Origin of the sequence: Pseudomonas sp. CBZ-4, from assembly GCF_000346755.1 — a bacterium.
Classification (GTDB): domain Bacteria; phylum Pseudomonadota; class Gammaproteobacteria; order Pseudomonadales; family Pseudomonadaceae; genus Aquipseudomonas.
Map to the genome: position 1 here is coordinate 21,554 of NZ_ANNV01000033.1, position 24,721 is coordinate 46,274.

Below are 24,721 nucleotides of genomic sequence, written 5' to 3' on the forward strand. Positions count from 1 at the left end.
TCATGGATGAAACTTGCCATGCAGCTCCGTGGCCGGGCGCAACGCTCGGGCATAACAGAACAGAAACAGATTGCGCACCACCTCCTTCAACACCCCCGGTTCACTCGAACTCAAGCCATTCACGTCCAGGTCGCCCTGGTCTTGCAGCTCGTTGAGCGCTTCTTCTTCCAGCACCGCACAGACTTCACCGGTTTCCCGGTGCAGGATGCGCAGGTAAGGGTGCGGGCGGTCGAGCCAGGCATCGATCAAATAAGTCATGGTGGTTCTCCTTGATAAGTTTCAATGAGAATAATTCTTATTCGTAGAATAGCAAGTGCCTATTGGCGGTTTGTGGTTTTTTCTGTGTGGATATTGCGCGGAGTCAAACGGGAGGGCAAAACGCCATCCCGCGGCGGGCGCGGGATGGAAGCAGCAGGTTCAGACCTTGCGCACGAACTCGGACTTGAGTTTCATCGGGCCGATACCGTCGATCTTGCAATCGATATCGTGGTCGCCGTCGCACAGGCGGATGTTCTTGACCTTGGTGCCGACCTTGACCACCAGGGAGGTACCCTTGACCTTGAGGTCCTTGATCACGGTGATGGTGTCGCCGTCCTGCAGGACGTTGCCCACAGAGTCTTTCTTCACGGTTTCATCGCCGGCTGCTTCGGTCTCGCCATTGGCGGACCACTCATGGGCGCATTCCGGGCAGATCAGCTGGGCGCCGTCTTCGTAGGTGTATTCGGAATTGCATTTCGGGCAGGGTGGCAACGTGCTCACTAAAGCTCCTTGAGAGTCAGGGATGGCTAAAAGTCGCACATTATATAGGGTTTTAGCGGTGGGTGGAGCTTGACTGGGTCTAATGTGGGAGCTGGCTCCCACATTGATCAGTGTGCAATCAGTGGGTACGCGCGACCGCAAACTCGCTCAGCTCAACCAGGGCATCCCGGTATTCGCTGGCCGGCAGGGCTTCCAGGCATTTGATCGCACGGGCCACGTAGTCACGTGCCAACTGCGCGGTGTAGTCCAGCGAGCCCGAGGCTTCCACGGCTTCGCGGATGCTTTCCAGGTCTTCGATCCCGCCTTTCTGGATCGCCTTGCGCACCAGGGCCGCCTGTTCCGGCGTGCCTTCGCGCATGGTGTAGATCAGCGGCAGGGTTGGCTTGCCCTCGGCCAGGTCGTCACCGACGTTCTTGCCCAGGGTTTCGGCGTCGCCACGGTAGTCGAGCAGGTCGTCGACCAATTGGAACGCCACGCCCAGGTGGTCGCCAAAGGTGCGTAGGGCTTCGGCCTGTTCGGCGGTCGCGCCACACAGTGCGGCGGCGCTGTGGGTGGAGGCTTCGAAGAGCATCGCGGTTTTGCCGCGAATCACTTCCATGTAGGTTTCTTCGGTGGTGCTGGCGTCGCGCACCTTGGACAGCTGCAACACTTCGCCTTCGGCGATGATGCGCGTGGCCTGGGACAGAATCTTCATCACCGGCATCGAGCCCAGTTCGACCATCATCTCGAACGAGCGCGAATACAGGAAGTCGCCCACCAATACGCTCGGGGCGTTGCCCCACATGGCGTTGGCGGTCTCACGGCCACGGCGCATGCCGGACATGTCGACCACGTCGTCATGCAGCAGGGTGGCGGTGTGCAGGAATTCGATGGTGGCGGCCAGCAGGCGCAGGTCATCGCCTTCGCGGCCCAGGGCCTTGCCACACAGCAACACTAATAAAGGACGCAGACGTTTGCCGCCGGCCGACGTAATGTAGTCGCCAATTTTGGAGACCAGCGGCACTTTAGAAGTCAGCTGCTTCTTGATGATGCCATCGACGGCGCTAAAATCGTCCGCGACCGCGCGGTAGAAGGCTTGGGGTTGCATCAGCGACAGTCGCTCCAGAAGGGTTGCGCGGCATGCTAGGACCCTCACCCCCGGGTGTCAAGGCGCGATGGGCGGCCACTTGCAACAGCCATTTACCTTGCGTACAATCGCGCACCCTGAACTTCCTGGGCAGCACCTGCCTTACGCAATTGCATTCGGGACGTCCATCCCATGCAGCCATGCCAGCCAATACCTCTTCTTATAAAGAGCTGGGTGAGCAGGATTATCGGAGAAATACCATGTCGTACGCAGTAATTGTTACTGGTGGCAAGCAATACAAGGTCGCCCCAGGTGAATACCTGAAGATCGAAAAACTGGAAATCGCTACCGGCGAATCCGTTACTTTTGATCGCGTTCTGTTGGTCGCCAATGGCGATGACGTGAACATCGGCGCTCCAGTTGTTGCTGGCGCTACCGTTGTGGCTGAAGTGATCTCCCAAGGTCGTCACGATAAAGTCCGCATCATCAAGTTCCGTCGTCGTAAGCACCACATGAAGCGTATGGGCCACCGCCAGTGGTACACCGAGATCAAAATCACCGGTATTCAGGCTTAATTTCAGCCTAATTCCTCACTAGGAGAATTGACTCATGGCACACAAAAAAGCTGGTGGTAGTACCCGTAACGGTCGCGATTCAGAAGCCAAACGCCTTGGCGTCAAGATGTATGGCGGCCAGAAAATCATTCCGGGCAACATCATCGTGCGTCAGCGCGGCACCCAATTCCACGCCGGTTACGGTGTAGGCATGGGTAAAGATCACACCCTCTTCGCGAAAATCGAAGGCGTGATCAAGTTTGAAGTAAAAGGCGCGTTCAACCGCCGTTACGTGAGCGTTGTCGCAGCTTAATTGCGAGATCGCTGGAAAAGCCCTGTCTTGCGACGGGGCTTTTTCGTTTGTGGAGTGAGTCTCTTGCAAAGCTGTTTGTAATGAGCTCAAGCGCTGGATATGCGGTCGCTGATTGAGGTCGCTGCGCTCATTTTTGCAAGAGTCTTATGTCTTGGTTTCTTAAGCTCGTCCGTGCGGCGAGAGGCGTTTTGTTATGAAGTTCGTTGATGAAGTTTCCATCCGAGTAAAAGCAGGCGACGGCGGTAACGGTTGCATGAGTTTCCGTCGCGAAAAGTTCATCGAAAACGGTGGCCCAAACGGCGGTGACGGCGGTGACGGCGGTTCCATCTACATGATGGCCGACGAAAACCTCAACACCCTGGTCGACTATCGTTACACCCGGCACTTCGATGCCGAGCGTGGTTCCAACGGCGGCAGCACCGACTGCACCGGTAAAAAAGGCGAAGACCTGGTACTGCGTGTACCGGTCGGCACCACCATTATCGACTCCGCTACCCAGGAAGTGATTGGCGACCTGACCAAGGCCGGCCAGAAACTGATGGTTGTGCAGGGCGGCTGGCACGGTCTGGGTAACACCCGATTCAAGTCCAGTACCAACCGTGCGCCACGCCAGACCACGCCAGGCAAGCCGGGCGAGCAGCGTGACCTCAAGCTGGAAATGAAAGTACTGGCTGACGTGGGCCTGCTGGGCTTGCCGAACGCCGGTAAAAGTACCTTCATCCGCTCGGTGTCGGCCGCCAAGCCGAAAGTCGCCGATTACCCGTTCACCACCCTGGTGCCAAACCTGGGCGTGGTCAGCGTGGATCGCTGGAAAAGCTTCGTGGTCGCCGACATTCCCGGCCTGATCGAAGGTGCTTCCGACGGCGCTGGCCTGGGCATTCGCTTCCTCAAGCACTTGTCCCGCACCCGTTTGCTGCTGCACCTCGTGGACATGGCGCCGCTGGATGACACCAGCGCACCGGATGCCGCCGAAGTGATCGTCAGCGAGCTGACCAAGTTCAGCCCGGCCCTGGCCGAGCGTGATCGCTGGTTGGTCCTGAACAAGTGCGACCAGATCCTCGAAGAAGAGCACGAAGAGCGCGTCAAGGAAATCGTCGATCGCCTGGAGTGGGAAGGTCCGGTCTACGTGATCTCGGCCATCGCCAAAGAAGGCACCGAGCGCCTGACCCGCGACATCATGCGCTACCTCGAAGACCGCGCCGACCGCCTGGCGGCCGACCCTGTGTTCAAGGCCGAGCTGGCTGAACTCGATCAGCAGATCGAAGACGAAGCCCGCGCCCAGTTGCAGGCCCTGGATGACCAGCGTGCCCTGCGCCGCAGTGGCGTGAAGTCGGTCCATGACATCGGCGACGATGATTGGGACGAAGAAGACGTGGATGATGAAGACGGTCCGGAAATCATTTACGTGCGCGACTGATCCGTTGCGATAAACTTGAACGCCGCTCCCTTTAGAGCGGCGTTTTAGTATCCGGGTTTAACGTTATGGGCCGCGCTGGGTCGCGCAGCCCTCAATCTAAGGTTGAAGATGATGCGGAGCAAAGTGACAGGTGCGCAGCGCTGGGTCGTAAAGATCGGAAGTGCGCTGCTGACGGCGGATGGCAAGGGGCTCGATCGCGCAGCCATGAGCGTCTGGGTCGAGCAGATGGTGGCCTTGCATGAGGCTGGCGTCGAGTTGGTGTTGGTCTCGTCCGGGGCCGTTGCCGCCGGGATGAGCCGCCTCGGCTGGACCGCGCGACCCAGCGCGATGCACGAACTGCAAGCCGCCGCCGCCATCGGCCAGATGGGCCTGGTGCAAGCCTGGGAATCCAGCTTTGCCGAGCATGGCCGCCACACGGCGCAGATCCTGCTGACCCACGACGACCTGTCCGACCGCAAGCGCTACCTCAACGCCCGCAGTACCTTGCGCGCGCTGGTGGAGCTGAAAGTCATCCCGGTGATCAACGAAAACGACACCGTGGTCACCGACGAAATCCGCTTCGGCGACAACGACACCCTGGCCGCCCTCGTCGCCAACCTGGTGGAAGCCGACCTGTTGGTGATCCTCACCGACCGCGACGGCATGTTCGACGCCGACCCGCGCAACAACCCAGACGCCCAGCTGATCTACGAGGCGCGCGCCGATGACCCGGCGCTGGACGCCGTGGCCGGCAGCGTCGGCGGTGCCCTCGGTCGTGGCGGCATGCAGACCAAGTTGCGCGCTGCGCGCCTGGCCGCGCGTTCCGGCGCCCACACCATCATCGTCGGCGGGCGCATCGAGCGCGTGCTGGACCGGCTCAAGGCGGGCGAGCGCATCGGTACGCTGCTGTCGCCGGAACGCGGCATGCTGGCGGCGCGCAAGCAGTGGCTGGCCGGGCACCTGCAAACCCGTGGCACCCTGGTGCTGGACGAGGGCGCGGTATCGGCGCTGTCCCAAGGCAACAAGAGCTTGCTGCCGGTGGGCGTCAAGTTGGTGCAAGGCAGCTTCCGCCGTGGCGAGATGGTGGTGTGCGTCGCGCCGGACGGTCGTGAGATCGCCCGTGGCCTGGCCAACTACAGCGCCCTGGAAGCGCAGAAAATCATTGGACAATCTTCTGATGCGATTGTCGGACTATTGGGTTACATGGCGGAACCGGAGCTGGTTCACCGCGACAACCTGATACTGGTCTAACCAAAGGAATACACGATGCGCGTAATGAAGGGATTGCTCGGCCTGCTGCTGGCCATGCCACTGCTGGCCTCGGCCGAAGAAATCGGCCAGGTGTCGACCGTGTTCAAGTTCGTCGGCCCCAACGACCGGATCGTCGTCGAAGCCTTTGACGACCCCAAGGTCGATGGCGTGACGTGCTACCTGTCGCGCGCCAAGACCGGCGGCGTCAAAGGCGGCCTGGGCCTGGCCGAAGACCGCGCCGAAGCCTCGATCGCCTGCCGCCAGGTCGGCCCGATCCGCTTCAAGGGCGAGCTCAAGGACGGCGACGAAGTGTTCAAGGAACGCACCTCGCTGGTGTTCAAGACCATGCAGGTGGTGCGCTTCCTCGACAAGAAGCGCAATACCCTGGTTTACCTGGTGTACAGCGACCGCCTGATCGAAGGCAGCCCGCAGAACGCCGTGACCGCGATTCCGATTTTGCCGTGGCCGACCGCTCAGTAACCCGCAGGCGGGTTTTGTAATCGGCGTCTATGATTGCAGGCTTGCGGGTTGTAATCTCGACGAGCCGCTTTGCCAAGAACATGGGATATCTGGAGTTCGTCATGAGTGCTTTCCACGACCTGAAACTCAAAGCTTTGGACGGACAAGAGCTGCCACTGGCGCCCTTCAAGGGCCAGGTGGTGCTGGTGGTCAACGTGGCCTCCAAGTGTGGCTTGACCCCGCAATACGCGGCGCTGGAAAACCTCTACCAGCAATACAAGGACCAGGGTTTCACCGTGCTTGGCCTGCCGTGCAATCAGTTTGCGGGGCAGGAGCCGGGCAGCGAAGAGGAAATCCGCGAGTTCTGCAGCCTCAACTACGGCGTGACGTTCCCGTTGGGCAGCAAGCTCGACGTCAACGGGCCGGATCGTCACCAGCTGTATCGGCTGCTGGCGGGGGAGGGTGCCGAGTTTCCTGGGGATATCACCTGGAACTTCGAAAAATTCCTGCTGGGTAAAGATGGGCGCGTGCTGGCGCGCTTCTCTCCACGCACGGCACCGGACGATCCCACCATCGTCCAGGCCATCGAAAAAGCCCTGAGCTGAACCCATCACCGGTGGCGAGGGAGCTTGCTCCCGCTGGAGTGCGAAGCGCTCCCAAGATTTTGGGGCCGCTACGCAGCCCAGCGGGAGCAAGCTCCCTCGCCCAGTTGTCCATCCTAGCTTTTATCCCTTAATCACCCAAATCAATAGTGATATTCAAGCCTGTGCGTGGCCAATATTATCCACGTCATAAACCCGCCTTACGTGGAGTACACCCATGCCTGTCCAAGCCCTGTTCAAACCCTTCCAGCTCGGTGCTCTGCAACTGTCCACCAGTGTGGTCATGGCGCCGATGACCCGCTCGTTCTCGCCGGGCGGCGTGCCCAACTCCAAGGTGATCGAGTACTACCGTCGCCGCGCCGCCGCCGGTGTGGGGCTGATCATCACCGAAGGCACCGTGGTCGGCCATCAGGCCTCCAACGGTTACCCCAACGTCCCGCACTTCTACGGCGAAGCGGCCCTGGCCGGCTGGAAGAAAGTGGTCGACGCCGTGCACGCAGAAGGCGGCAAGATCGTCCCGCAGTTGTGGCATGTCGGCAGCGTGCGCCGTATCGGTACCGAGCCTGATGCCAGCGTGCCGGCCTATGGCCCGACGGAAAAACTCAAGGACGGCAACGTGGTCGTCCACGGCATGACCATCCAGGACATCAAGGACGTGATCAACGCCTTCGCCCAGGCCGCCAAGGATGCCCAGAGCATCGGCATGGACGGCGTAGAGATCCACGGTGCCCACGGCTACCTGGTGGACCAGTTCTTCTGGGAAGGCAGCAACCAGCGCACCGACGAGTACGGTGGCAGCCTGGCCAACCGCTCGCGTTTTGCCATAGAACTGATCCAGGCTACCCGCGCCGCCGTAGGCCCGGACTTCCCGATCATTTTCCGTTTCTCCCAGTGGAAACAACAGGATTACACCGCGCGCCTGGTGCAAACCCCCGAGGCATTGGGTGAGTTCCTCAAGCCACTGTCTGACGCCGGTGTGGATATTTTCCACTGTTCTACACGGCGTTTCTGGGAGCCGGAATTCGAAGGGTCCGACCTCAACCTGGCCGGCTGGACGCGCCAGCTCACCGACAAGCCGACCATCACGGTGGGCAGCGTCGGCCTGGATGGCGAGTTCCTGCAATTTATGGTCAATACCGACAAGGTCGCGCAACCGGCCAGCCTGGAGAAGCTGCTGGAGCGCCTGAACAACGATGAATTCGACCTCGTTGCTGTGGGCCGTGCGCTGCTGGTGGACCCGGATTGGGCGGTCAAGGTACGTGAAGGACGCGAGGGGGATATCTTGCCGTTCAGTCGTGAGGCGTTGATGACGCTGGTTTGAAGTGGATGCTGAACGCTATTCCCGCTATCTGACGGGGGCTGGGTAGGGATACCCAGCCCCCGTCTGGTTTCAGATCGTCACTGATTCCAAGGCGTGTGGTTTGTTGTCGGTCAAGATGGGTTAGGCGTGAGGGAGTTCATCCGCCTGTTCGATGTAAAGGGCTGATAGGGAAAGGTCCGGTTCAGTATGTACGGACGATCCTGGGGCTGTGGCTGATATTCGTCGTAAGCGGTGGTCTGGTAGTCCGGGCGTTGGGGTTGTGCAGGGTTCCAGTCGTTTTCCGGGCGGTAGGGTTGCGGACGGTGGCAATTGGTGTCCGGTTGTTGGGGTTGTGCAGGGTGCCAGCCGTTGTCCGGGCGGTAGGGTTGCGGACGGTGCCAGCTGTTGTCCGGGCGCTGGGGTTGCGCAGGTTGCCAAGTGTTATCCGGGCGGTAGGGTTGCGGACGGTGCCAGCTGTTGTCCGGGCGTTGGGGTTGCGCAGGTTGCCAGCTGTTATCCGGGCGGTTGGGTTGCGGGCGGTGCCAGCTGTTGTCCGGGCGCTGGGTTTGCGCAGGTTGCCAGCTGTTATCCGGGCGGTAGGGTTGCGGGCGGTGCCAGCTGTTGTCCGGGCGTTGGGGTTGCGCAGGCTGCCAACTGGTATCTGGGCGATGGGGCTGCGGGCGGTCTCGGCCGTGATCGATCTGCGGGCTTGTGGATGTGTAAGCATCTGCCGGCCGCTGAGTTGGCGTGTGATGAGGTAGGAGTTGTAGTGCCATTGATCCGTTTATCAGTGTGGACATAGTGCGCTCTATTAATGTTTCGTCATAAGTGACCTGCCTTTTCTGGGGGGGCTCCATCGGGAGGACACCCCTCGTACGGCAGGTGTCATGTAGGTGGTGATAGTTGGCGCGACGTTCCTGAAATATCCCGTTGTGGCATGCCGATTCAGACGGCGCCTCGGGAAAACTCCTAGTGTCTGGGCCATTGCGCGCGGGCTAGGCTGGCAGGAGGGCGAACCGACTCACGTTATCTGCTGACCATTCAACGAGCGTAAGGCACTGTTGGTGCAGCCAAATGTTCCTTGCACACACCCCGTAACTGGTTCTCGAATTGCTCGATAATCGCCGGCCAGCCCTGACGGCTGGCGTGCTGGCGAGCATTGAGCCGTGCCCTGCGCAAATTCTCTTGCTCTTCCAGCAGCCAGTTGGCCGCATCGCAAAACGCCTCCTCATCCCCGGGCATCGCCAGCACGCCGTTGTAGCCGTGGCGGATATGCTGGGTCGCGGCCGCCTGGTCATACGCCACCACGCCCAACCCCGAAGCCATGGCCTCCAGCACCACATTGCCGAAGGTTTCGGTCAGGCTGGGAAACAGGAACAGGTCACCCGACGCATAATGCCGCGCCAGCTCTTCGCCGCGCTGGGTGCCGCAGAACACCGCGTCGGGCAGTTCACGCTCCAGCAGCGGGCGTTGCGGGCCATCGCCGACGATGATCAGTTTCAGCCGCCGCTGTGGGTAAGTGCTGCGCAGGGAGTCAAAGCAGCGCTTGAGCACGCCGAGGTTCTTTTCCTGGGCGAGGCGCCCTACATGCAGCACGGCAATATCGTCATTGCCCAGGCCCCAGTTCTCTCGCAGTGCATTGTCACGCCTGGCCGGGTGGAACAGCTGGCTGTCCACCCCGCGCGACAGCATCCCCAAGCGCTCGAAATGCCGGCGCTCCAGCTCCAGGCGTTGGCTGGCGCTGGGTACCAGGGTCAGGGTCGAACGGTTATGGAACCAGCGCAGGTAGTGGGTGACCACTCGGCTCAGCAGGCTCAAGCCGTATTGGTTCGAATACTGCTGGAAATTGGTGTGAAAACCGCTGACCACGCTGATCCCCAGGCGCCGTGCCGCGCGCAAGGCCGATAAGCCCAGCGGCCCTTCCGTGGCGATGTACAGCACGTCCGGGCGTTGGCGCGTCCAACGCCTGAGCAACTTGTGCATCGACGACTGGCCCCACTGCAGGCCCGGGTAGCCCGGTAATGGCCAGCCACGGCACAGCAGCAATTCGTTATCGCTGGTGCGACTCTGGTCGCTGCCCTGGCGCGGGCGCACCAGCTCGACTTGATGGCCGCGCGCGCGCAAACCGTCGCACAGGCGGCCAAGGGTATTGGCCACCCCGTTGATCTCAGGCGGGAAGGTTTCGGTAATCAGGGTGATGTGAAGCGAGGCTGTCGTCATGACCCACAGTGTCACTGTGGGCCGTGTCGTCATTGTGTCATTGGGATGATGGATTTATGACTTGGCCATCGTCTCGGCACCCTGCTCACGCACCCAGAACAGCGTGGCCCCGGCCACCGCTGCCGGCATCATCAGCAGGTTGACCACCGGCACCAGCAGCACCAGGTAGACAATCCCGCCGAAGCTCATGCTCTGCCAGCGTTTCTGGCGCAGCCAGGCGAGCATTTCGTTCCAGCCCAGCTTGTGGTTGTCCGCCGGATAGTCAATGTATTGGATCGCCATCATCCATACCCCGAACAGCAGCCACAGCGGCGCGGCGATCAGGTTGACCACTGGAATGAACGACAGGATAAACAGGCCGATGGCCCGCGGCAGGAAGTAACCCAGCTTGCGCATTTCCCGGGCCAAGGTGCGTGGCACCATGGCGATCAGTTCGCCCCAGCTGAACGCCGGGAAGTCATCGGTGCCGCGCACCACCACTTCGACTTTCTCCGAGAGAAAACCGTTGAACGGCGCGGCGATGATATTGGCCAGCATGGTGAAGGTGAAAAACACCATCAGTACCACCAGCACCACAAACAACGGCCACAGCAGGTAATTCAGAAAACTCAGCCAGCTTGGCAGCGTCGGCATCAAGTGATCGACCCACAGGCTGAACTGATGGCCGGCGAAATAGATCAGGCCGACGAACAGCACCAGGTTGATCGCCAGCGGCAGCAAGACAAACAGGCGCAGGCCAGGGCTGAGCACCAGTTTGAGGCCTTCACGCAGGTATTGCGGGCCGGAAAGAGCGGGGGCAGGCATGGACAACTCCGAGCAAAGGGACGAACGCGCCGACCTTACCGGCTTTGTAACCTGGGCGAAAGCGGCGACATCAGCGGTAACAAAGGCGTCGATCAACCACGCCAACTGCATAGAGACCGCCTATGAGCTGGATTGTTATTCCGTATTTCCTTAATCTTGCCCCCCTCTATACGCTGCACCCATTATTTTTCAGGACGTGCGAGTTCAAGCCTTCCCCAAGTGCTTCGCGGTCCTTTTTTATTCCAGCCACCTTGTTGTCCGGGTGGTCGATAGGAGTGAGTCATGTCTGATACCCGTCATTCGCGAGTGATTATTCTCGGTTCCGGCCCTGCCGGTTACAGCGCTGCCGTCTACGCTGCCCGGGCCAACCTCAAGCCGCTGCTGATCACCGGCATGCAGGCGGGCGGCCAGTTGACCACCACCACCGAAGTCGACAACTGGCCCGGCGACGTGCACGGCCTGACCGGCCCGGTGCTGATGGAGCGCATGAAAGAACACGCCGAGCGCTTTGAAACCGAGATCGTCTTCGACCATATCAATAAAGTCGATTTCTCGAAAAAGCCTTACAGCCTGACCGGCGACAGCGGCGTCTACACCTGTGACGCGCTGATTATCGCCACCGGCGCCAGCGCCCGTTACCTGGGCCTGCCGTCGGAAGAAGCGTTCATGGGCAAAGGCGTTTCCGCCTGCGCGACCTGCGACGGTTTCTTCTACCGCAACAAACCGGTCGCCGTGGTCGGTGGCGGCAACACCGCCGTGGAAGAAGCGCTGTACCTGGCCAACATCGCCAGCACCGTGACCCTGGTTCACCGCCGCGAGACCTTCCGCGCCGAGAAGATCCTGATCGACAAGCTGCACGCCCGTGTGGCTGAAGGCAAGATCATCCTCAAGCTCAACGCCACCCTGGACGAAGTCCTGGGCGACAACATGGGCGTGACCGGTGCCCGCCTGAAAAACAACGACGGCAGCTTCGACGAGCTGACAGTCGACGGCGTATTCATCGCCATCGGCCACACGCCGAATACCTCGCTGTTCGAAGGCCAGCTGGAATTGAAAGACGGTTATCTGATCGTGCAGGGCGGCCGTGAAGGCAACGCCACTGCCACCAGCATTGAAGGTATCTTTGCCGCCGGTGACGTGGCTGACCACGTGTACCGTCAGGCCATCACCTCGGCCGGCGCTGGTTGCATGGCGGCATTGGATGCCGAGCGTTACCTCGACGACTGAGGCGCGCTGCAACATAAAAAAACCGGCTGAGAGGCCGGTTTTTTTATGTTCGCGATTCAAGCAACACCCAGTTCTTCAGGTGTTGACCCAATCCCTGTGGGAGCTGGCTTGCCTGCGATAGCGGTGTATCCGCCACCACCGCCATCGCGGGCAAGCCCGGCTCCCACATTGATCGTGTTCCGCTGTTGGATCAGCGGCGAGTCAGGGGTTGTGCGGTGAACTTCACGCCGGCCAGGCCATGGGCGATCAACGCCCGAATGTTGCCGTGGTCGCTGCCCTCAGGCGTGGCCACCACCGAACGGTAATGCTCACCAAATGCCAGCAGCGCTTCCTGATCGCTCAAGCCTTCCAGCACAGCCAGGCCCAGGGTCTTGCACGAGCCCTCGTTCTGCCCGGCGGCGTTTTCCACCTCGCCATTGGTAAAGGCTTGTGGTTGGTAGTCATAACCTGCGGCAACAAAAGCCAAGGTATCGGCAAAAACATGTTCGCCACTGTTAAGGCTGGCGCGCAGGGTATTCAAATCAGTCATGGGTTTTTCCTTTGGCGAACGCCGCCTGTTGGTCGGCGCTGGCTTCTTTCTGGTATTGGGCTTTCCACTCGGCGTACGGCATGCCGTACACCACTTCACGGGCGTCATCGAGGCTCAGCTCGATCTGGCGCTCATCGGCCTCGGCCTTGTACCACTTGGACAAGCAGTTGCGGCAGAAACCGGAGAGGTTCATCAGGTCGATGTTCTGCACATCCTTGCGGCTGTCCAGGTGGGCCACCAGCCGGCGGAAAGCGGCGGCTTCGAGTTCGAGGCGTTGTTGGTCGTTCATAGGGCTCACGCAAATCTCAGGGGTTAGCGGCTGGCCGCCAGGGTAATCGACACCGATTCGGCAAAGCGCAGCGCATGGGGCTTGTCCACTTCGACTTCGGCGTACAGCACCGATTCATTGCTCATCACCAGGTCCAGCAGCTCCTGGGTCAGACGCTCCAGCAAGGCAAAGCGGTTGCCTTCGACGTGGGCAATGATGGCCTTGGTGATGGTGCGGTAGTTCAGCGCGTGGTCGATGTCATTGTCGCGCACGGCTTCCTGGGCGGCATACAGGATGGTCAGGTTGATCAGCACATCCTGCTTGTTGAGGATCTCGTCCTCGTTGATGCCGATGTAGGTGCGCAGGCACAGGTCCTTGACCCGGATGCGCGCCATGCCTGGTTGAAGTTGTGGCATTGCTACTTGCTCCGTCCGATCAGTTGCAGGAACTCCATGCGCGTGGTGTTCGACTCGCGGAACGCGCCGAGCATCACCGAGGTGTTCATGGTTGAATTCTGTTTCTCCACGCCGCGCATCATCATGCACATGTGCCTGGCTTCGATCACCACCGCCACGCCGGCGGCCTGGGTCACTTGCTGGATGGCGTCGGCGATTTGCCGCGTGAGGTTTTCCTGGATCTGCAGGCGCCGCGCATACATATCGACGATGCGCGCCAGCTTCGACAGGCCGAGCACCTTGCCGGTCGGAATATAGGCCACATGGGCCTTGCCGATAAAGGGCAGCAGGTGGTGCTCGCACAGCGAGTACAACTCGATGTCCTTGAGGATCACCATCTCGTCATTGTCGGAGGTGAACAGTGCGCCGTTGACGATGTCATCCAGGTTCTGTTCGTAGCCGTGGCACAGGTACTGCATCGCCTTGGCCGCGCGCTTGGGGGTGTCGAGCAAACCTTCACGCTCCGGGTCTTCGCCCAGGCTCTTGAGGATCTCGCGGTAGTGTTGGGGCAGGGACAAGGTCATACAACATCCTCACAAACGGCTTACTTGATATGCCGCCCGCCGTTGACGGTCAGGGTGGTACCGGTGACATAGGGGTTGTCCAGCAGGTAACGCACGCTCTGGTAGATCACCTCGGGCCCGGGTTCGGTGCCCAGTGCGGACTTGGCCAGCACCTTGGCACGGTAGGCCGCGTCGTCGCCGTCGTTGAACATCACCATCGCCGGGGCGATGCCGTTGACCTTGATCAGCGGCGCGAACTGCGCGGCGAACGACAGCGTGAGGCTGTCGAGCCCGGCCTTGGTGGCGCAATAGGCAATGTGCTGGCGGCTGCCCTTGCGCACCACGTCATCGCTGATATGCACGATGTCGGCTGGCGTGGAGCGTTGCAGCAAGGGTGAACAATGCAGGTTGATCAGGTAGGGCGCAAGCATGTGCACGCTGAACATGTCGGTAAAGGCGCGGCTTTCGTCGCCGGGTGTTTCCGCGACCCAGGCCGAGGCGTTGTGGATGATCGCGCGCAGGCTTTGGGTATGGCTGTTCAGTTCGGCGATAAATGCCATGACGCCGGCTTCGCTGGAGAAATCGGCAAACACACCGATCGCCCCGCGCTCGCGCAGGGCCTGCACGCCAGGGCGTTCGCTGCGGTAGCTGAAAATCACCGCGTGGCCGTCGTCCAGCAGACGCTGGGCGCAATGCAGGCCGACACGCTGGCCGGCGCCGGTGATCAGGATCGGGGCGTGTGTTGCAGTCATTGGGGGGCTCGATTCGCTGGCAGGCTCAAATCATACCAGCGCTGCGGCCCCCTGTACTCACGCGGCGGCTTCGCTGGCCTTGCGCGGTGCGGGCACGGGATGCAGCCAGTTGGCCAGCAGGTGGGTCGACAGCGGAATGAACAGGTAAACCATCAGCGGCGTCAGGGCCAGGGTGCTGACCAGCACACGCGGGACCAACTCCAACTCGGCGAGCAATGGGCCCAGCGCAAAGTTGAAGATCAACGACACCGGGAAAAATGCCAGCCAGATCGCCACGGCCTGCTTCCAGCGCGGCGGTCGTGCGCCGATGGCGCCAAACCAGCCATCAATGCCACTCACACGATGCTCGGACGGGTCGGCGAACAGCTCGCTGCCACGGCCCAGCCAGGCACTGCGGGACGCGGAAAACTCCCAGGCATGCAGGGTTTTTTCGTCGGCAAAGCGGAAGATAATCTGGAATTCGTCATCATTGGGCGGCGGCGCAAGCACGCCTGAACCCAGGTAACCGGGAAAGTCCGTGGCCAATTGCTCGCCTTCGCGCAGCCAGGCCATCAACTCTTCGTAGCGACCTTTGGCCACGCGGCGCGCAACCATCAGGGTGACGGGTGAGGTAGACATTGTGTATCTCCAAATATACGGGTGCGCTGGGCCGGGTAGGCGGCGCACGAACATGGCGGCGGGGTAGTGCCGCTATGTAAAAACAGGCAAGGATTATTCCTGTTTTGCAAAAATACGCCAGTGGCATTGGTCCGAAGCTTGGGGAACTTGAAAAAGACAGGTCTTAAGGCGTTAAATGGCGACCCCAATTGCCATTGGTTTTTTGGTCTCAAATGCCCGTGATTACTGCTCCGCTTGATAGCATTTTGCATCTGGATGCGACTGATCCCGATGAGCTGTTTCCGATTCGTGAAGTGTCGAGATTGACAGGCATAAACCCGGTCACCTTGCGTGCCTGGGAGCGGCGCTACGGCCTGATCCAGCCCACTCGCACCGAAAGCGGGCATCGCCTCTATTCCAAGGCCGATATCGAGACGGTCAATCGCATCCTCGACTGGATCGAACGGGGCGTTGCCGTCAGCAAGGTCGGCAAGATCCTGGCCCGCGACGACCAGCAGGCGCACGCCGTTCGTGGCGAGCGCGACATGGTCGAGGAGACCGAGTGGCCGCAATGGCAAGCAAGGTTGAGGCAGGCCGTGAGTGCCTTTGACGACCGGCGTCTGGAGCACCTGTACGGGCAGATCTTTGCGACCTACCCCCTCAGCGTGGCATTCCAGGACATCCTGATGCCCCTCTGGCACGATCTGCTTCGTCATCAGGGCCGCTTTGGCCAGGCCAGCGAATGGTTGTTCTTCGATGCCTTTTTGCGGGTGCAGGCCTGGCAGCGCCTGAATGTCGGCTGTGCGTCATCGGCCCCGCGCGTGTTGCTGGCGGCCATGCCCGGCGAGTGCCGTAAATTGGAACTGCTGGTGGCGGCGCTGTTGATCGGTCGCGATGACCTGGCGGTGAAGGTGATCGCCATGGGCCAGCCTGTGGATGAGTTGATGCTGGTGTGTGAAAAGACCCGGCCCCAGGCGCTGATCGTGTATTCCAACCATTCCCATGGCCAGGATTTGGCCGGTCGCCTCAACCGCTTGGCGCTGACCCTGGATTGCCCATTGTTCCTGGCGGGGGCGGCGTCTGACCTGGCCGAGGACGATCTGGCCGGTTCTTCCGTCGGTTGCCTGGGCAATGAAGGACGCTTGATGCAGCGCCGCCTGCAACATTTTCTCAGTGGTCGGCTGGATACCTGAGATCAGGCGTGCACGTGCGGGTGGACCAGGCGGTGCTGGTGCAGGATGAATTGGCGCAGGCGCTCGATTTCATCCGCATCACTCTGGTTCAGGCGATAGGCGAACAGGCCGCGCGCCGTTTCCCGCTCCAGCGTGCCGCGTAGCGCAATGCGTTCGTAGCCGGAAGGGCTGAACCACAGGGCAAAGGTCTTGGGCGCCTTGACCCGGCCACGGATCTCCACCAACACCCCCTTGAACGACACTTCGTGTACCCACAAAGCACCGGGTGTGCCCTTGATGTTCTCCAGTGCTACTGGCGTTTCGAGCGCCAGGCGCCATGGGCGGATCATCGGGCCGTCTTCGAAAATGCTCGGCACCCCCAGACGCAGATGCACTGCATGAAACTCATCTTCCACTAGATGCAGGGGGAAGGTGAGTTGCTGGTTATCGAACTGCGCCTGGATGGTGACATGGTCGTGGGCGGCCAGTCGGGTCAGCAAATCGCGGATCTGCGCACCGCCGTTGACCGTCAGGCTCGACGAAGCATCCCGCAGGTTGAGCTGGGGGTTGTGCTGCATGTTCTGAATGAAGTCCAGCTCATCCTGGGTCAGAAGCGCGTCGCGGTGCATTGATCTTGCTCAATGGGGAGGGTGTTAAAATGCCATTATCCTCTCTACTGACCCCGTTTTCTAAATTTTGTTAGATCCGCTCGTCGCTTTGAGGGCGGCCAGCTCGGCCTTGACCTCGGCCAATTCCCGTTCCAACTGGGCCACGCGTTGCTGGGCCTGGACCTGGAGGGTGACGTCTTTTTGCACACCGACAAAGTAGGTCTGCTTGTCGGCCGCGTTGTACACCGTCGAAAGCGACAGTTCGTTAAAGAAGTGTGTGCCATCCTTGCGGTAGTTGCGCAGGATCTCACGGCACGCACCGCCGCTGTCCAGCGCCTCACGAATGGCCATCAGCCCCGGTTGATCGCGGTCACCCGACTGCAGGAATCGGCAGTCCTGATACAGGATGTCGTCCAGGGTGTAGCCGGTCAGCCGTTCGAATGCCGGGTTGACGTAGATCAGCGGCTTGTCCTTGCCTTCCCGTTCGGCGACGACGATGCCGTCGTTGGAGGCGTTGACGACCAGTTGCATCAGTTTGGCGTTAATCATTGAGCGGTCCATGGCTTGTTTTTGGCGATTGGAGTGTATGGCAACGCTTGAATGTTGCACGTGGCTCACTGAAAAATTTGTGTCAGCTGCTAATATCCCACGCTTTCACTCAACTACAGGATCAGATTGATGAAAGTCGCCATCCTTTCCGGCTCGGTCTACGGCACCGCTGAAGAAGTCGCCCGCCATGCCGCCGGTATCCTCAACGCCGCCGGTTTTGAAGCCTGGCACAACCCGCGCGCCACCCTGGCAGACGTGCAGGGCTTCGCTCCCGACGCGTTCCTGGCGGTGACATCGACCACCGGCATGGGTGAGTTGCCCGACAACCTGCAACCGCTGTATTCGAGCATCCGCGATCAATTGCCCGCCGCCTGGCGCGGCCTGCCAGGCGCGGTGATCGGCCTGGGCGACGCCAGCTACGGCGACACCTTCTGCGGCGGTGGCGAGCAACTGCGTGAACTGTTCGGCGAGTTGGGCGTGCGCGAAGTCCTGCCGATGCTGCGCCTGGACGCCAGCGAAAGCGTCACCCCGGAAGCCGACGCCGAGCCGTGGCTGGCTGAACTGGTCACTGCACTGCGCGGCTGATCGGAGACTCGCGCAGCCCCCCGCCTGTCGAGGCGCCGCGCCTTTATTGGCGGCGCTTCTCTGACGCTGCGTGCACGGATTTGAACTATTCTCTTGGCTGACTCGTTCGGTCACCAAGCTGGCTGCGAAGGCGACTCCTTCCGTCATGAGGTCTGGCTAGACTGGCCCTTCACTCAAAAAAACAATAAGAAAGTGCGCCAAGGAGGTCGTTGCCGTGAGCCTAGCCCCCGTTCTATCGCCGCAAAATGTCCAAGACCAGGTCAGCGCTGCCGAATGGCAAGCCCGTGTCGACCTGGCAGCCTGCTATCGCCTGGTGGCGTTGCATGGCTGGGATGACCTGATCTTCACCCACATCTCGGCCAAGGTGCCGGGCACCGATGATTTCCTGATCAATCCGTACGGGCTGATGTTTCACGAGATCACCGCGTCGAGCCTGGTCAAGGTCGATCAGGCCGGCAACAAGCTGATGGACAGCCCCTACGAGATCAACCCGGCGGGCTACACCATCCACAGCGCGATCCATGAAGTGCGCCATGACGTAAGCTGTGTGCTGCATACCCACACCGCCGCCGGTGTCGCGGTAGCGGCGCAGAAACAGGGCGTGCTGCCGATCAGCCAGCAATCGATCTTCGTGCTGGCGAGCCTGGCCTATCACGCCTACGAAGGCGTGGCGCTGAACCACGAAGAAAAGGCGCGTTTGCAGGCCGACCTGGGTGACAACAATTTCCTGATGCTGCACAACCACGGCCTGCTGACCTGCGGCAGCACCATCGCCGACACCTTCTTGATGATGTTCACCTTCCAGCGTGCCTGTGACATCCAGGTGCTGGCGCAAAACGGCGGCGCCGAGTTGATCCCGATCGGCCCGCAGATCCTGGCCGGGGCCAAGGCGATGGTGGCGGCCGTCACCAAGAGTGCACAAGGGATGGGGGGCGCGCTGGCTTGGCCGGCGTTGCTGCGCAAGTTGGACAGCATCGATCCTGGGTATAAAACCTGATGCCACTCGCCGAGATCCCGCTCAGCGCCTGGCGCAAGCGCAGCCAGAGTTTTGTCTTCCGTGGCCGTACCCTCCGTTATTGGGTGGCGGGGCAGGGCGAGCCGCTACTGCTGATCCATGGCTTCCCCACGGCCAGCTGGGACTGGCATTACCTGTGGCAGCCCCTGGCCCAGCGCAATCTGGTGATTGCCTGCGACATGCTCGGGTTTGGCGACTCGGACAAACCCGTCGACCACGACTATTGCCTGCTGGAGCAGGCCGATGTGCAACAGGCGTTGCTGGAGCACTTGAGTGTGGATCAGCCGGTGCATGTGCTGGCCCATGACTACGGCGACAGCGTCGCCCAGGAATTGCTCGCGCGGCATTACGAAGGCCGCTTCCAGATGGCCAGTTGCGTGTTTCTCAACGGCGGCCTGTTCCCCGAAACCCATCGGCCGGCGCTGGTGCAGAAACTCCTGCTCAGCCCGTTGGGTTGGATGATCGGCCGCGCCTTTGGGCGCAATGCCTTGTCCGACAGCTTCCGCCAGATATTCGGCCCGGCGACGCGCCCCAGCGAAAGCGCCCTGGATGATTTCTGGAGCCTGCTCAACTGCAACGATGGCACGCGGATCCTGCACAAGCTGATCGCCTATATCCCCCAGCGTCGCCGCTTGCGTGACCGTTGGGTGGAGGCGATGCAGCGCGGGGATGTGCCGTTGCGGGTGATCGACGGGGAGGCTGATCCGATTTCCGGTGCGCATATGGTGGAGCGTTACCAGCAACTGGTGCCCGAGGCCGATACGGTGTTGCTGGCGAACATTGGCCACTACCCGCAGATCGAAGCGCCGGTGCAGGTGCTCAAGCACTACCTGGCGTTTCGCGAGCGGATCGCCGGGCCGATGCCCTACATGGCCTATTCCTGAGCGCACACAGCTCAACTGTGGGAGCGGGCGTGTGTGGGAGCTGGCTCCCACACAAGCCCGCGCCACAGTGAGCGCTTCGACTCATTAGCCATCATCCCCCAGCCTTATCGCGCACCATTCAGCCCTGGCTGACTTTATTGTGACCAAACGCCCCGTGCCTGACACTCAACCCATTCCCATTGTCGCCAGCGGAGTTCGGTATGAGTGAGTCAGTGCAGTTCCAGGATAAGGTCGTGATCGTCACCGGTGCCGGCGGCGGGTTGGGCCGGGCCCATGCGCTGCTGTTCGCCCGGCACGGCGCCAAGGTGTTGGTCAATGACCTGGGCGGCTCGACCCAGGGCGAAGGCGCCAATGCCTCGGCGGCCGACCGCGTGGTCGCGGAAATCCGCGCCGCTGGCGGTATTGCCGAAGCCAACCATGACTCTGTCACCGACGGTGACAAGATCGTGCAGCACGCGCTGGACGTGTTCGGCCGTATCGACGTGGTGGTCAACAACGCCGGCATCCTGCGCGACAAGACCTTCCACAAAATGGACGACAGCGACTGGGACCTGGTTTACCGGGTGCATGTCGAAGGCGCCTACAAAGTCACCCGCGCCGCCTGGCCGCACATGCGCGAGCAAGGTTATGGCCGGGTGATCTTCACCGCCTCCACCTCGGGCATCTACGGCAACTTCGGCCAGTCCAACTACGGCATGGCCAAGCTCGGCCTGTATGGCCTGACCCGCACCCTGGCGCTGGAAGGGCGCAAGAACAATATCCTGGTCAACGCCATCGCCCCGACTGGCGGCACGCGCATGACCGAAGGCCTGATCCCGCCGCAGGTGTTCGAGCGCCTCAAGCCGGAGCTGGTCAGCCCGCTGGTGGTGTACCTGGGCAGCGAGGCGTGCGAGGAAACCGCCGGCCTGTTCGAAGTGGGCGGCGGCTGGATCGGCAAGACCCGCTGGGAGCGCAGCCTGGGTGTGGGGTTCGACCCGGAAGCGGGCTTCTCGCCCGACGACGTGGCCGCGCACTGGCAACAGATCTGCGACTTCGAAGGCGCTGCTCACCCCAAGGACAACATCGAGGCCCTGAAGGAAATGATGGCCAACTTGCAGAAGTACAGCCTCTGATCGTTGCTGTAAAAACATTGAATACTGCGGGGCGCTGACGGCGCCCCGTTTTATTGCGGGCATAAAAAAGGCCGCTGCATAGGCAGCGGCCGAAGTAAGACGTTGGATCAAGGAGCAACAAATCCACGTCAGTGAACACGGGTAACAGATTGAAAACAGGCATCAATCCAGCTGAGTCTGGCTGTTCTTCCGGTTGCGGAAGCGGGCTGTTTGCCCTGAAAGCGCGCTAAGAATAGTCGGTTGTAACAAAATGAGTAATAGCGCTTCAGGACAAGGACTGTTACCGATACGGCAACAGTCGCCAGGTGCGCCATCCATTGGCCTGATAAGCCACCATCCATTCGATCCATACCCCCGCCCAAACCCGCTGCCCGCACGGCCGCTCATCCTTTCGAGCGACAACACGAATCCCTCCTTGGTGCGCTTATCGCTCCTGATGCGCGGCAGTAGGGTGAGGCCTTCTGTCACTCACCGGGGAAGACGCATGACAAAAACAACAATGCGCGCCATCTTCACGCCTCAGGCGCTGGCCGCTGCGGTTGCACTGGGTTGCTGTGCGCAGGCGCAGGCTGTTTCGTTCAACATTGGCGATGAGATCGAAGGGCAATTCGACTCCTCGCTGTCGGTCGGCGCGAGTTGGGGCATGCGCGATGCCGATAAAAAGCTGGTGGGCACCGTCAATGGCGGCACCGGGCAAGCGTCTACCGGGGATGACGGGCGGCTGAACTTCAAGAGGGGCGAAACCTTCTCCAAGATCTTCAAGGGCCTGCACGACCTGGAGCTCAAGTACGGCGACAGCGGCCTGTTTGTGCGCGGCAAATACTGGTACGACTTCGAGCTGCAAGACGAAGACCGCGAATTCAAGCAGATCAGCAACCACCACCGCGACGAAGGCGCGCGCTCGTCCGGCTATCAACTGCTGGATGCCTTCGTCTATCACAACTATTCCATTGGCGACCAACCGGGCAACGTGCGCCTGGGCAAGCAGGTGGTCAGTTGGGGCGAGAGCACCTTTATCGGCAACTCCATCAACAGCATCAACCCCATCGACGTGTCGGCTTTCCGCCGCCCCGGCGCGGAGATCAAGGAAGGGCTGATCCCGGTGAACATGCTGTTCGGCTCCCAGAGCCTGACCAACCAACTGACGGTGGAAGGCTTCTACCAGTTGAACTGGCAGAACACCGTGCTGGATAACTGCGGCACCTTCTTTGGTGGCGATGTCGCGGCCCATGATTGCAACGGCAACTACACCGTGGGCAACCCGGCAATTGCGCCGTTGCAACCGGTGGCCGCCGCGTTCGGGCAGGGTTTTCAAGTGACGCGTGAAGGGGTGATCGTGCAGCGCGCCCGGGACCGTGAAGCCCGTGACGGCGGCCAGTTCGGCGCGGCCTTGCGCTGGCTGGGGGATGACACCGAGTACGGCCTGTACTTCATGAACTACCACAGCCGCACGCCGACCGTGGGCACCATCACCAACACCACCACGCTGGCCAGGCTCGGCGCCATCTCCGGCGCAGCCAACGGCATCGCGCCCGGCACCGGCTCAGGGCTGGTCCAGAGCCTGATGCTCGGCCGTGGCCAGTACTACCTCGACTACCCGGAAAACATCCGCCTGTTCGGTGCCAGTTTCTCCACCACCCTGCCCACCGGCACCGCGTGGACCGGCGAAATCAGCTACCGCCCGAATGCGCCGGTGCAGCTCAACACCACCGACCTGACCCTGGCCCTGATCAACCCGGTTGCCGGCCAACTGGCTTCACCGATCCGCAGTAACTTCGGCGACGACAACAAAGGCTACCGCCGCAAGGAAATCACCCAGATCCAAAGCACCATGACCCAATTCTTCGACCAGGTGCTGGGCGCCGAACGCCTGACGTTGGTGGGTGAAGCGGCCTTCGTCCACGTCGCCGGGCTGGAAGACAAATCCAAGCTGCGTTACGGCCGCGACTCGGTCTACGGCGCCTACGGGTTCCAGGGCGACACCGACGGTTTTGTCACGGCCAACTCCTGGGGCTACCGCGCCCGGGCGATCCTTGACTACAACAACGCGATTTTCGGGGTGAACCTCAAGCCCAACCTGTCGTGGTCCCACGACGTCGCCGGCTACGGCCCCAACGGCCTGTTCAACAAGGGCGCCAAGGCCATCAGCGTCGGCGTGGATGCGGACTACCGCAGCACCTACACCGCCAGCCTGAGCTACACCGACTTTTTCGGCGGCGACTACAACACCCTCACCGACCGTGACTTCCTCGCCCTCAGCTTCGGCGTGAACTTCTGATCTGGCTAAAAGAAGGACAAGACTCCATGCGTAAGACACTTGCTGTATTGGCTCTGAGTTTGCTGGCGGCCCATGTCATGGCCGCCGTATCGCCCGAAGAAGCCGCCAAGCTCGGCACCAGCTTGACCCCGGTGGGCGCCGAAAAAGCCGGCAATGCCGACGGGTCGATCCCGGCCTGGACTGGCGGCATTCCTGCAAATGCCGGCGCGGTGGACAGCAAAGGCTTCCTCGCCGACCCGTTCGCCAATGAAAAACCGCTGTTCGTGATCACCGCTGCTACCGTCGACAAGTACAAGGACAAGCTGTCCGAAGGCCAGGTGGCGATGTTCAAGCGCTACCCCGAGACCTACAAGATCCCGGTGTACACCACCCATCGCACGGTCAACTTGCCGGCGGATATCTATGAGTCGATCAAGCGCAGTGCGCTGAACGTCAAGCCGATCAACGACGGCAACGGCCTGGAAAACTTCACCGGCAACCGCTACTACGCCTTCCCGATTCCAAAAAATGGCGTGGAAGTGCTGTGGAACCACATCACCCGTTACCACGGCGGTAACCTGCGCCGCATCATTACCCAGGCCACGCCGCAGACCAACGGCAGCTACACGCCGATCCGCTTCGAAGAAGAAGTGGCGGTGCCGCAACTGATCCCCGACATGGACCCGGCCAAGGCGGCCAACGTGCTGACCTTCTTCAAGCAATCGGTGACCGCGCCGGCGCGGCTGGCGGGCAACGTGCTGCTGGTGCACGAAACCCTCGACCAGGTGAAGGAACCGCGCCTGGCGTGGATCTACAACGCTGGCCAACGCCGCGTACGCCGTGCGCCGCAAGTGGCGTATGACGGGCCGGGCACTGCGTCCGACGGCCTGCGTACGTCCGACAACTTCGACATGTTCTCCGGCGCCCCCGACCGCTACGACTGGAAACTGGTGGGCAAGAAGGAGATGTACATCCCCTACAACAGCTACAAGCTGGACCAGCCGACCCTCAAGTACGACGACATCATCAAGGCCGGCCACATCAACCAGGACCTGACCCGCTACGAACTGCACCGCGTGTGGGAAGTGGTCGGCACGGTCAAGCCGAGCGAGCGGCACATCTACGCCAAGCGCCACATGTACATCGACGAAGACAGCTGGCAAGTGGCGCTGGTGGATCACTACGACGGCCGTGGCCAACTGTGGCGGGTGGCGGAAGGGCATGCGCAGTTCTACTACAACCACCAGACCCCGGCGTACACCGTGGAAACCCTGTACGACATCATCGCCGGGCGCTACATCGCGCTGGGCATGAAGAACGAGGAGAAGAGCAGCTTCGTGTTTGGCTTCAATGCCAAGGCGGCGGACTACACCCCGGCGGCATTGAGGGCTGAAGGCGTGCGCTGATTCTTCAACTCTACAACCTAGTGGGAGCCGCTTTATGTGGGAGCTGGCTTGTGTGGGAGCTGGCTTGCCTGCGATGCA

30 protein-coding genes are annotated in these 24,721 nt (G+C 61.1%); 16 read left to right on the forward strand and 14 right to left on the reverse strand.

Annotation, left to right across the window (positions count from 1 at the left end; translation table 11 throughout):
* From B348_RS0104820 to B348_RS0104830, 3 genes are all read right to left on the reverse strand, one after another.
* Positions 1-258 carry a hypothetical protein gene (locus tag B348_RS0104820; protein WP_017735021.1) on the reverse strand — a complete coding sequence of 86 codons (258 nt, stop codon included), beginning with the start codon at positions 256-258 and terminating at the stop codon, positions 1-3.
* Positions 259-417: 159 nt separating this feature from the next.
* Positions 418-759, reverse strand: coding sequence for a zinc ribbon domain-containing protein YjdM (locus B348_RS0104825; RefSeq protein WP_017735022.1), 342 nt, complete (start codon positions 757-759; stop codon positions 418-420).
* A 118-nt stretch (positions 760-877) separates the two neighbouring features.
* A complete protein-coding gene (locus B348_RS0104830) occupies positions 878-1,846 on the reverse strand; it encodes a polyprenyl synthetase family protein (RefSeq protein WP_017735023.1) in 969 nt (322 codons plus the stop codon).
* Between the two features lie 239 nt (positions 1,847-2,085).
* Here B348_RS0104830 and rplU point away from each other — a divergent pair, with 239 nt between their 5' ends.
* The 7 genes from rplU (at position 2,086) to B348_RS0104865 (ending at position 7,721) form a co-directional block, all read left to right on the forward strand.
* Entirely contained in the window at positions 2,086-2,400 is a 315-nt protein-coding gene (rplU, locus tag B348_RS0104835) for a 50S ribosomal protein L21 (protein ID WP_003176051.1), read from the forward strand.
* Positions 2,401-2,434: 34 nt separating this feature from the next.
* Positions 2,435-2,692, forward strand: a complete 258-nt coding sequence (gene rpmA / locus B348_RS0104840; RefSeq protein ID WP_003176049.1) for a 50S ribosomal protein L27 — start codon at positions 2,435-2,437, stop codon at positions 2,690-2,692.
* 193 nt (positions 2,693-2,885) lie between these two features.
* Positions 2,886-4,109 carry an Obg family GTPase CgtA gene (gene cgtA, locus B348_RS0104845; protein WP_017735024.1) on the forward strand — a complete coding sequence of 408 codons (1,224 nt, stop codon included), beginning with the start codon at positions 2,886-2,888 and terminating at the stop codon, positions 4,107-4,109.
* Positions 4,110-4,220: 111 nt separating this feature from the next.
* Positions 4,221-5,339 carry a glutamate 5-kinase gene (proB, locus tag B348_RS0104850; RefSeq protein WP_017735025.1) on the forward strand — a complete coding sequence of 373 codons (1,119 nt, stop codon included), beginning with the start codon at positions 4,221-4,223 and terminating at the stop codon, positions 5,337-5,339.
* A 15-nt stretch (positions 5,340-5,354) separates the two neighbouring features.
* The gene (locus tag B348_RS0104855; protein WP_015885841.1) at positions 5,355-5,819 is read left to right on the forward strand and encodes a CreA family protein; all 465 of its coding nucleotides are present in this window, start codon (positions 5,355-5,357) and stop codon (positions 5,817-5,819) included.
* Between the two features lie 101 nt (positions 5,820-5,920).
* Entirely contained in the window at positions 5,921-6,403 is a 483-nt protein-coding gene (locus B348_RS0104860) for a glutathione peroxidase (protein ID WP_017735027.1), read from the forward strand.
* Positions 6,404-6,617: 214 nt separating this feature from the next.
* The gene (locus B348_RS0104865) at positions 6,618-7,721 is read left to right on the forward strand and encodes an NADH:flavin oxidoreductase (protein ID WP_017735028.1); all 1,104 of its coding nucleotides are present in this window, start codon (positions 6,618-6,620) and stop codon (positions 7,719-7,721) included.
* Between the two features lie 110 nt (positions 7,722-7,831).
* Here B348_RS0104865 and B348_RS1000000131490 read toward each other — a convergent pair whose 3' ends face one another.
* The 3 genes from B348_RS1000000131490 to cysZ form a co-directional block, all read right to left on the reverse strand.
* Entirely contained in the window at positions 7,832-8,476 is a 645-nt protein-coding gene (locus B348_RS1000000131490) for a hypothetical protein (protein ID WP_157356473.1), read from the reverse strand.
* 265 nt (positions 8,477-8,741) lie between these two features.
* Positions 8,742-9,920: a glycosyltransferase family 1 protein gene (locus B348_RS0104870; protein WP_017735029.1), complete on the reverse strand. Its 1,179-nt coding sequence runs from the start codon at positions 9,918-9,920 to the stop codon at positions 8,742-8,744.
* Positions 9,921-9,974: 54 nt separating this feature from the next.
* Entirely contained in the window at positions 9,975-10,724 is a 750-nt protein-coding gene (gene cysZ, locus B348_RS0104875) for a sulfate transporter CysZ (RefSeq protein ID WP_017735030.1), read from the reverse strand.
* Between cysZ and B348_RS1000000131710 the strand changes: the two genes are divergently transcribed.
* Entirely contained in the window at positions 10,723-10,878 is a 156-nt protein-coding gene (locus B348_RS1000000131710; RefSeq protein WP_017735031.1) for a hypothetical protein, read from the forward strand. The two genes, cysZ and B348_RS1000000131710, sit on opposite strands and share 2 nt — an antisense overlap.
* Before the next feature lie 128 nt (positions 10,879-11,006).
* Positions 11,007-11,951, forward strand: a complete 945-nt coding sequence (gene trxB / locus B348_RS0104885; protein WP_017735032.1) for a thioredoxin-disulfide reductase — start codon at positions 11,007-11,009, stop codon at positions 11,949-11,951.
* Between the two features lie 190 nt (positions 11,952-12,141).
* On the opposite strand, the gene B348_RS0104890 is transcribed toward trxB, so the two are convergent.
* From B348_RS0104890 to B348_RS0104915, 6 genes are read right to left on the reverse strand one after another with little or no spacing between them, the layout of a single operon-like run.
* Positions 12,142-12,480, reverse strand: a complete 339-nt coding sequence (locus tag B348_RS0104890; protein WP_017735033.1) for a HopJ type III effector protein — start codon at positions 12,478-12,480, stop codon at positions 12,142-12,144.
* Positions 12,473-12,769: a DUF1244 domain-containing protein gene (locus B348_RS0104895; RefSeq protein WP_010206472.1), complete on the reverse strand. Its 297-nt coding sequence runs from the start codon at positions 12,767-12,769 to the stop codon at positions 12,473-12,475. The genes B348_RS0104890 and B348_RS0104895 overlap by 8 nt, the downstream gene beginning before the upstream one ends.
* Before the next feature lie 23 nt (positions 12,770-12,792).
* Positions 12,793-13,164 (reverse strand): dihydroneopterin triphosphate 2'-epimerase, encoded by a 372-nt coding sequence (folX, locus tag B348_RS0104900; protein ID WP_003176029.1) that lies wholly within the window; start codon positions 13,162-13,164, stop codon positions 12,793-12,795.
* 2 nt (positions 13,165-13,166) lie between these two features.
* The gene (folE, locus tag B348_RS0104905) at positions 13,167-13,727 is read right to left on the reverse strand and encodes a GTP cyclohydrolase I FolE (protein ID WP_017735035.1); all 561 of its coding nucleotides are present in this window, start codon (positions 13,725-13,727) and stop codon (positions 13,167-13,169) included.
* A gap of 20 nt (positions 13,728-13,747) precedes the next feature.
* Positions 13,748-14,458, reverse strand: a complete 711-nt coding sequence (gene folM, locus B348_RS0104910; protein WP_017735036.1) for a dihydromonapterin reductase — start codon at positions 14,456-14,458, stop codon at positions 13,748-13,750.
* 57 nt (positions 14,459-14,515) lie between these two features.
* Complete coding sequence (locus B348_RS0104915; protein ID WP_017735037.1) at positions 14,516-15,076, reverse strand: antibiotic biosynthesis monooxygenase; 561 nt, start codon at positions 15,074-15,076, stop codon at positions 14,516-14,518.
* Between the two features lie 212 nt (positions 15,077-15,288).
* On the opposite strand from B348_RS0104915, the gene B348_RS0104920 reads away from it, so the two are divergent.
* Positions 15,289-16,248, forward strand: coding sequence for a MerR family transcriptional regulator (locus tag B348_RS0104920; RefSeq protein ID WP_032864699.1), 960 nt, complete (start codon positions 15,289-15,291; stop codon positions 16,246-16,248).
* 2 nt (positions 16,249-16,250) lie between these two features.
* Here B348_RS0104920 and B348_RS0104925 read toward each other — a convergent pair whose 3' ends face one another.
* Together B348_RS0104925 and B348_RS0104930 are read right to left on the reverse strand one after the other, a co-directional pair.
* Entirely contained in the window at positions 16,251-16,856 is a 606-nt protein-coding gene (locus tag B348_RS0104925) for a hypothetical protein (RefSeq protein WP_017735039.1), read from the reverse strand.
* A gap of 60 nt (positions 16,857-16,916) precedes the next feature.
* On the reverse strand, positions 16,917-17,384 hold the full coding sequence (locus B348_RS0104930; protein ID WP_017735040.1) for a PAS domain-containing protein: 468 nt from the start codon (positions 17,382-17,384) through the stop codon (positions 16,917-16,919).
* Positions 17,385-17,513: 129 nt separating this feature from the next.
* Here B348_RS0104930 and B348_RS0104935 point away from each other — a divergent pair, with 129 nt between their 5' ends.
* The 6 genes from B348_RS0104935 (at position 17,514) to B348_RS0104960 (ending at position 24,643) form a co-directional block, all read left to right on the forward strand.
* Positions 17,514-17,969, forward strand: a complete 456-nt coding sequence (locus B348_RS0104935; protein WP_017735041.1) for a flavodoxin — start codon at positions 17,514-17,516, stop codon at positions 17,967-17,969.
* A gap of 214 nt (positions 17,970-18,183) precedes the next feature.
* Positions 18,184-18,966 carry a class II aldolase/adducin family protein gene (locus tag B348_RS0104940; RefSeq protein WP_017735042.1) on the forward strand — a complete coding sequence of 261 codons (783 nt, stop codon included), beginning with the start codon at positions 18,184-18,186 and terminating at the stop codon, positions 18,964-18,966.
* Positions 18,966-19,868, forward strand: coding sequence for an alpha/beta fold hydrolase (locus B348_RS0104945; protein ID WP_017735043.1), 903 nt, complete (start codon positions 18,966-18,968; stop codon positions 19,866-19,868). The genes B348_RS0104940 and B348_RS0104945 overlap by 1 nt, the downstream gene beginning before the upstream one ends.
* 200 nt (positions 19,869-20,068) lie before the next feature.
* Positions 20,069-20,980 (forward strand): SDR family oxidoreductase, encoded by a 912-nt coding sequence (locus B348_RS0104950; RefSeq protein ID WP_017735044.1) that lies wholly within the window; start codon positions 20,069-20,071, stop codon positions 20,978-20,980.
* Positions 20,981-21,464: 484 nt separating this feature from the next.
* The gene (locus tag B348_RS0104955; protein WP_026136566.1) at positions 21,465-23,258 is read left to right on the forward strand and encodes a DUF1302 domain-containing protein; all 1,794 of its coding nucleotides are present in this window, start codon (positions 21,465-21,467) and stop codon (positions 23,256-23,258) included.
* A 26-nt stretch (positions 23,259-23,284) separates the two neighbouring features.
* Positions 23,285-24,643, forward strand: coding sequence for a DUF1329 domain-containing protein (locus tag B348_RS0104960; RefSeq protein WP_026136567.1), 1,359 nt, complete (start codon positions 23,285-23,287; stop codon positions 24,641-24,643).
* The last annotated feature ends 78 nt before the right edge of the window (positions 24,644-24,721 follow it).

Coding starts and splice junctions, on each gene's coding strand:
- B348_RS0104820 (WP_017735021.1), bottom strand. CDS start 258: ATGACTTATTTGATCGATGCCTGGCTCGACCGCCCGCACCCTTACCTG.
- B348_RS0104830 (WP_017735023.1), bottom strand. CDS start 1,846: ATGCAACCCCAAGCCTTCTACCGCGCGGTCGCGGACGATTTTAGCGCC.
- rplU (WP_003176051.1), top strand. CDS start 2,086: ATGTCGTACGCAGTAATTGTTACTGGTGGCAAGCAATACAAGGTCGCC.
- rpmA (WP_003176049.1), top strand. CDS start 2,435: ATGGCACACAAAAAAGCTGGTGGTAGTACCCGTAACGGTCGCGATTCA.
- cgtA (WP_017735024.1), top strand. CDS start 2,886: ATGAAGTTCGTTGATGAAGTTTCCATCCGAGTAAAAGCAGGCGACGGC.
- proB (WP_017735025.1), top strand. CDS start 4,221: ATGCGGAGCAAAGTGACAGGTGCGCAGCGCTGGGTCGTAAAGATCGGA.
- B348_RS0104855 (WP_015885841.1), top strand. CDS start 5,355: ATGCGCGTAATGAAGGGATTGCTCGGCCTGCTGCTGGCCATGCCACTG.
- B348_RS0104860 (WP_017735027.1), top strand. CDS start 5,921: ATGAGTGCTTTCCACGACCTGAAACTCAAAGCTTTGGACGGACAAGAG.
- B348_RS0104865 (WP_017735028.1), top strand. CDS start 6,618: ATGCCTGTCCAAGCCCTGTTCAAACCCTTCCAGCTCGGTGCTCTGCAA.
- B348_RS1000000131490 (WP_157356473.1), bottom strand. CDS start 8,476: ATGGCACTACAACTCCTACCTCATCACACGCCAACTCAGCGGCCGGCA.
- B348_RS0104870 (WP_017735029.1), bottom strand. CDS start 9,920: ATGACGACAGCCTCGCTTCACATCACCCTGATTACCGAAACCTTCCCG.
- B348_RS1000000131710 (WP_017735031.1), top strand. CDS start 10,723: ATGGACAACTCCGAGCAAAGGGACGAACGCGCCGACCTTACCGGCTTT.
- cysZ (WP_017735030.1), bottom strand. CDS start 10,724: ATGCCTGCCCCCGCTCTTTCCGGCCCGCAATACCTGCGTGAAGGCCTC.
- trxB (WP_017735032.1), top strand. CDS start 11,007: ATGTCTGATACCCGTCATTCGCGAGTGATTATTCTCGGTTCCGGCCCT.
- B348_RS0104890 (WP_017735033.1), bottom strand. CDS start 12,480: ATGACTGATTTGAATACCCTGCGCGCCAGCCTTAACAGTGGCGAACAT.
- B348_RS0104895 (WP_010206472.1), bottom strand. CDS start 12,769: ATGAACGACCAACAACGCCTCGAACTCGAAGCCGCCGCTTTCCGCCGG.
- folX (WP_003176029.1), bottom strand. CDS start 13,164: ATGCCACAACTTCAACCAGGCATGGCGCGCATCCGGGTCAAGGACCTG.
- folE (WP_017735035.1), bottom strand. CDS start 13,727: ATGACCTTGTCCCTGCCCCAACACTACCGCGAGATCCTCAAGAGCCTG.
- folM (WP_017735036.1), bottom strand. CDS start 14,458: ATGACTGCAACACACGCCCCGATCCTGATCACCGGCGCCGGCCAGCGT.
- B348_RS0104915 (WP_017735037.1), bottom strand. CDS start 15,076: ATGTCTACCTCACCCGTCACCCTGATGGTTGCGCGCCGCGTGGCCAAA.
- B348_RS0104920 (WP_032864699.1), top strand. CDS start 15,289: ATGCCCGTGATTACTGCTCCGCTTGATAGCATTTTGCATCTGGATGCG.
- B348_RS0104925 (WP_017735039.1), bottom strand. CDS start 16,856: ATGCACCGCGACGCGCTTCTGACCCAGGATGAGCTGGACTTCATTCAG.
- B348_RS0104930 (WP_017735040.1), bottom strand. CDS start 17,384: ATGATTAACGCCAAACTGATGCAACTGGTCGTCAACGCCTCCAACGAC.
- B348_RS0104935 (WP_017735041.1), top strand. CDS start 17,514: ATGAAAGTCGCCATCCTTTCCGGCTCGGTCTACGGCACCGCTGAAGAA.
- B348_RS0104945 (WP_017735043.1), top strand. CDS start 18,966: ATGCCACTCGCCGAGATCCCGCTCAGCGCCTGGCGCAAGCGCAGCCAG.
- B348_RS0104950 (WP_017735044.1), top strand. CDS start 20,069: ATGAGTGAGTCAGTGCAGTTCCAGGATAAGGTCGTGATCGTCACCGGT.
- B348_RS0104955 (WP_026136566.1), top strand. CDS start 21,465: ATGACAAAAACAACAATGCGCGCCATCTTCACGCCTCAGGCGCTGGCC.
- B348_RS0104960 (WP_026136567.1), top strand. CDS start 23,285: ATGCGTAAGACACTTGCTGTATTGGCTCTGAGTTTGCTGGCGGCCCAT.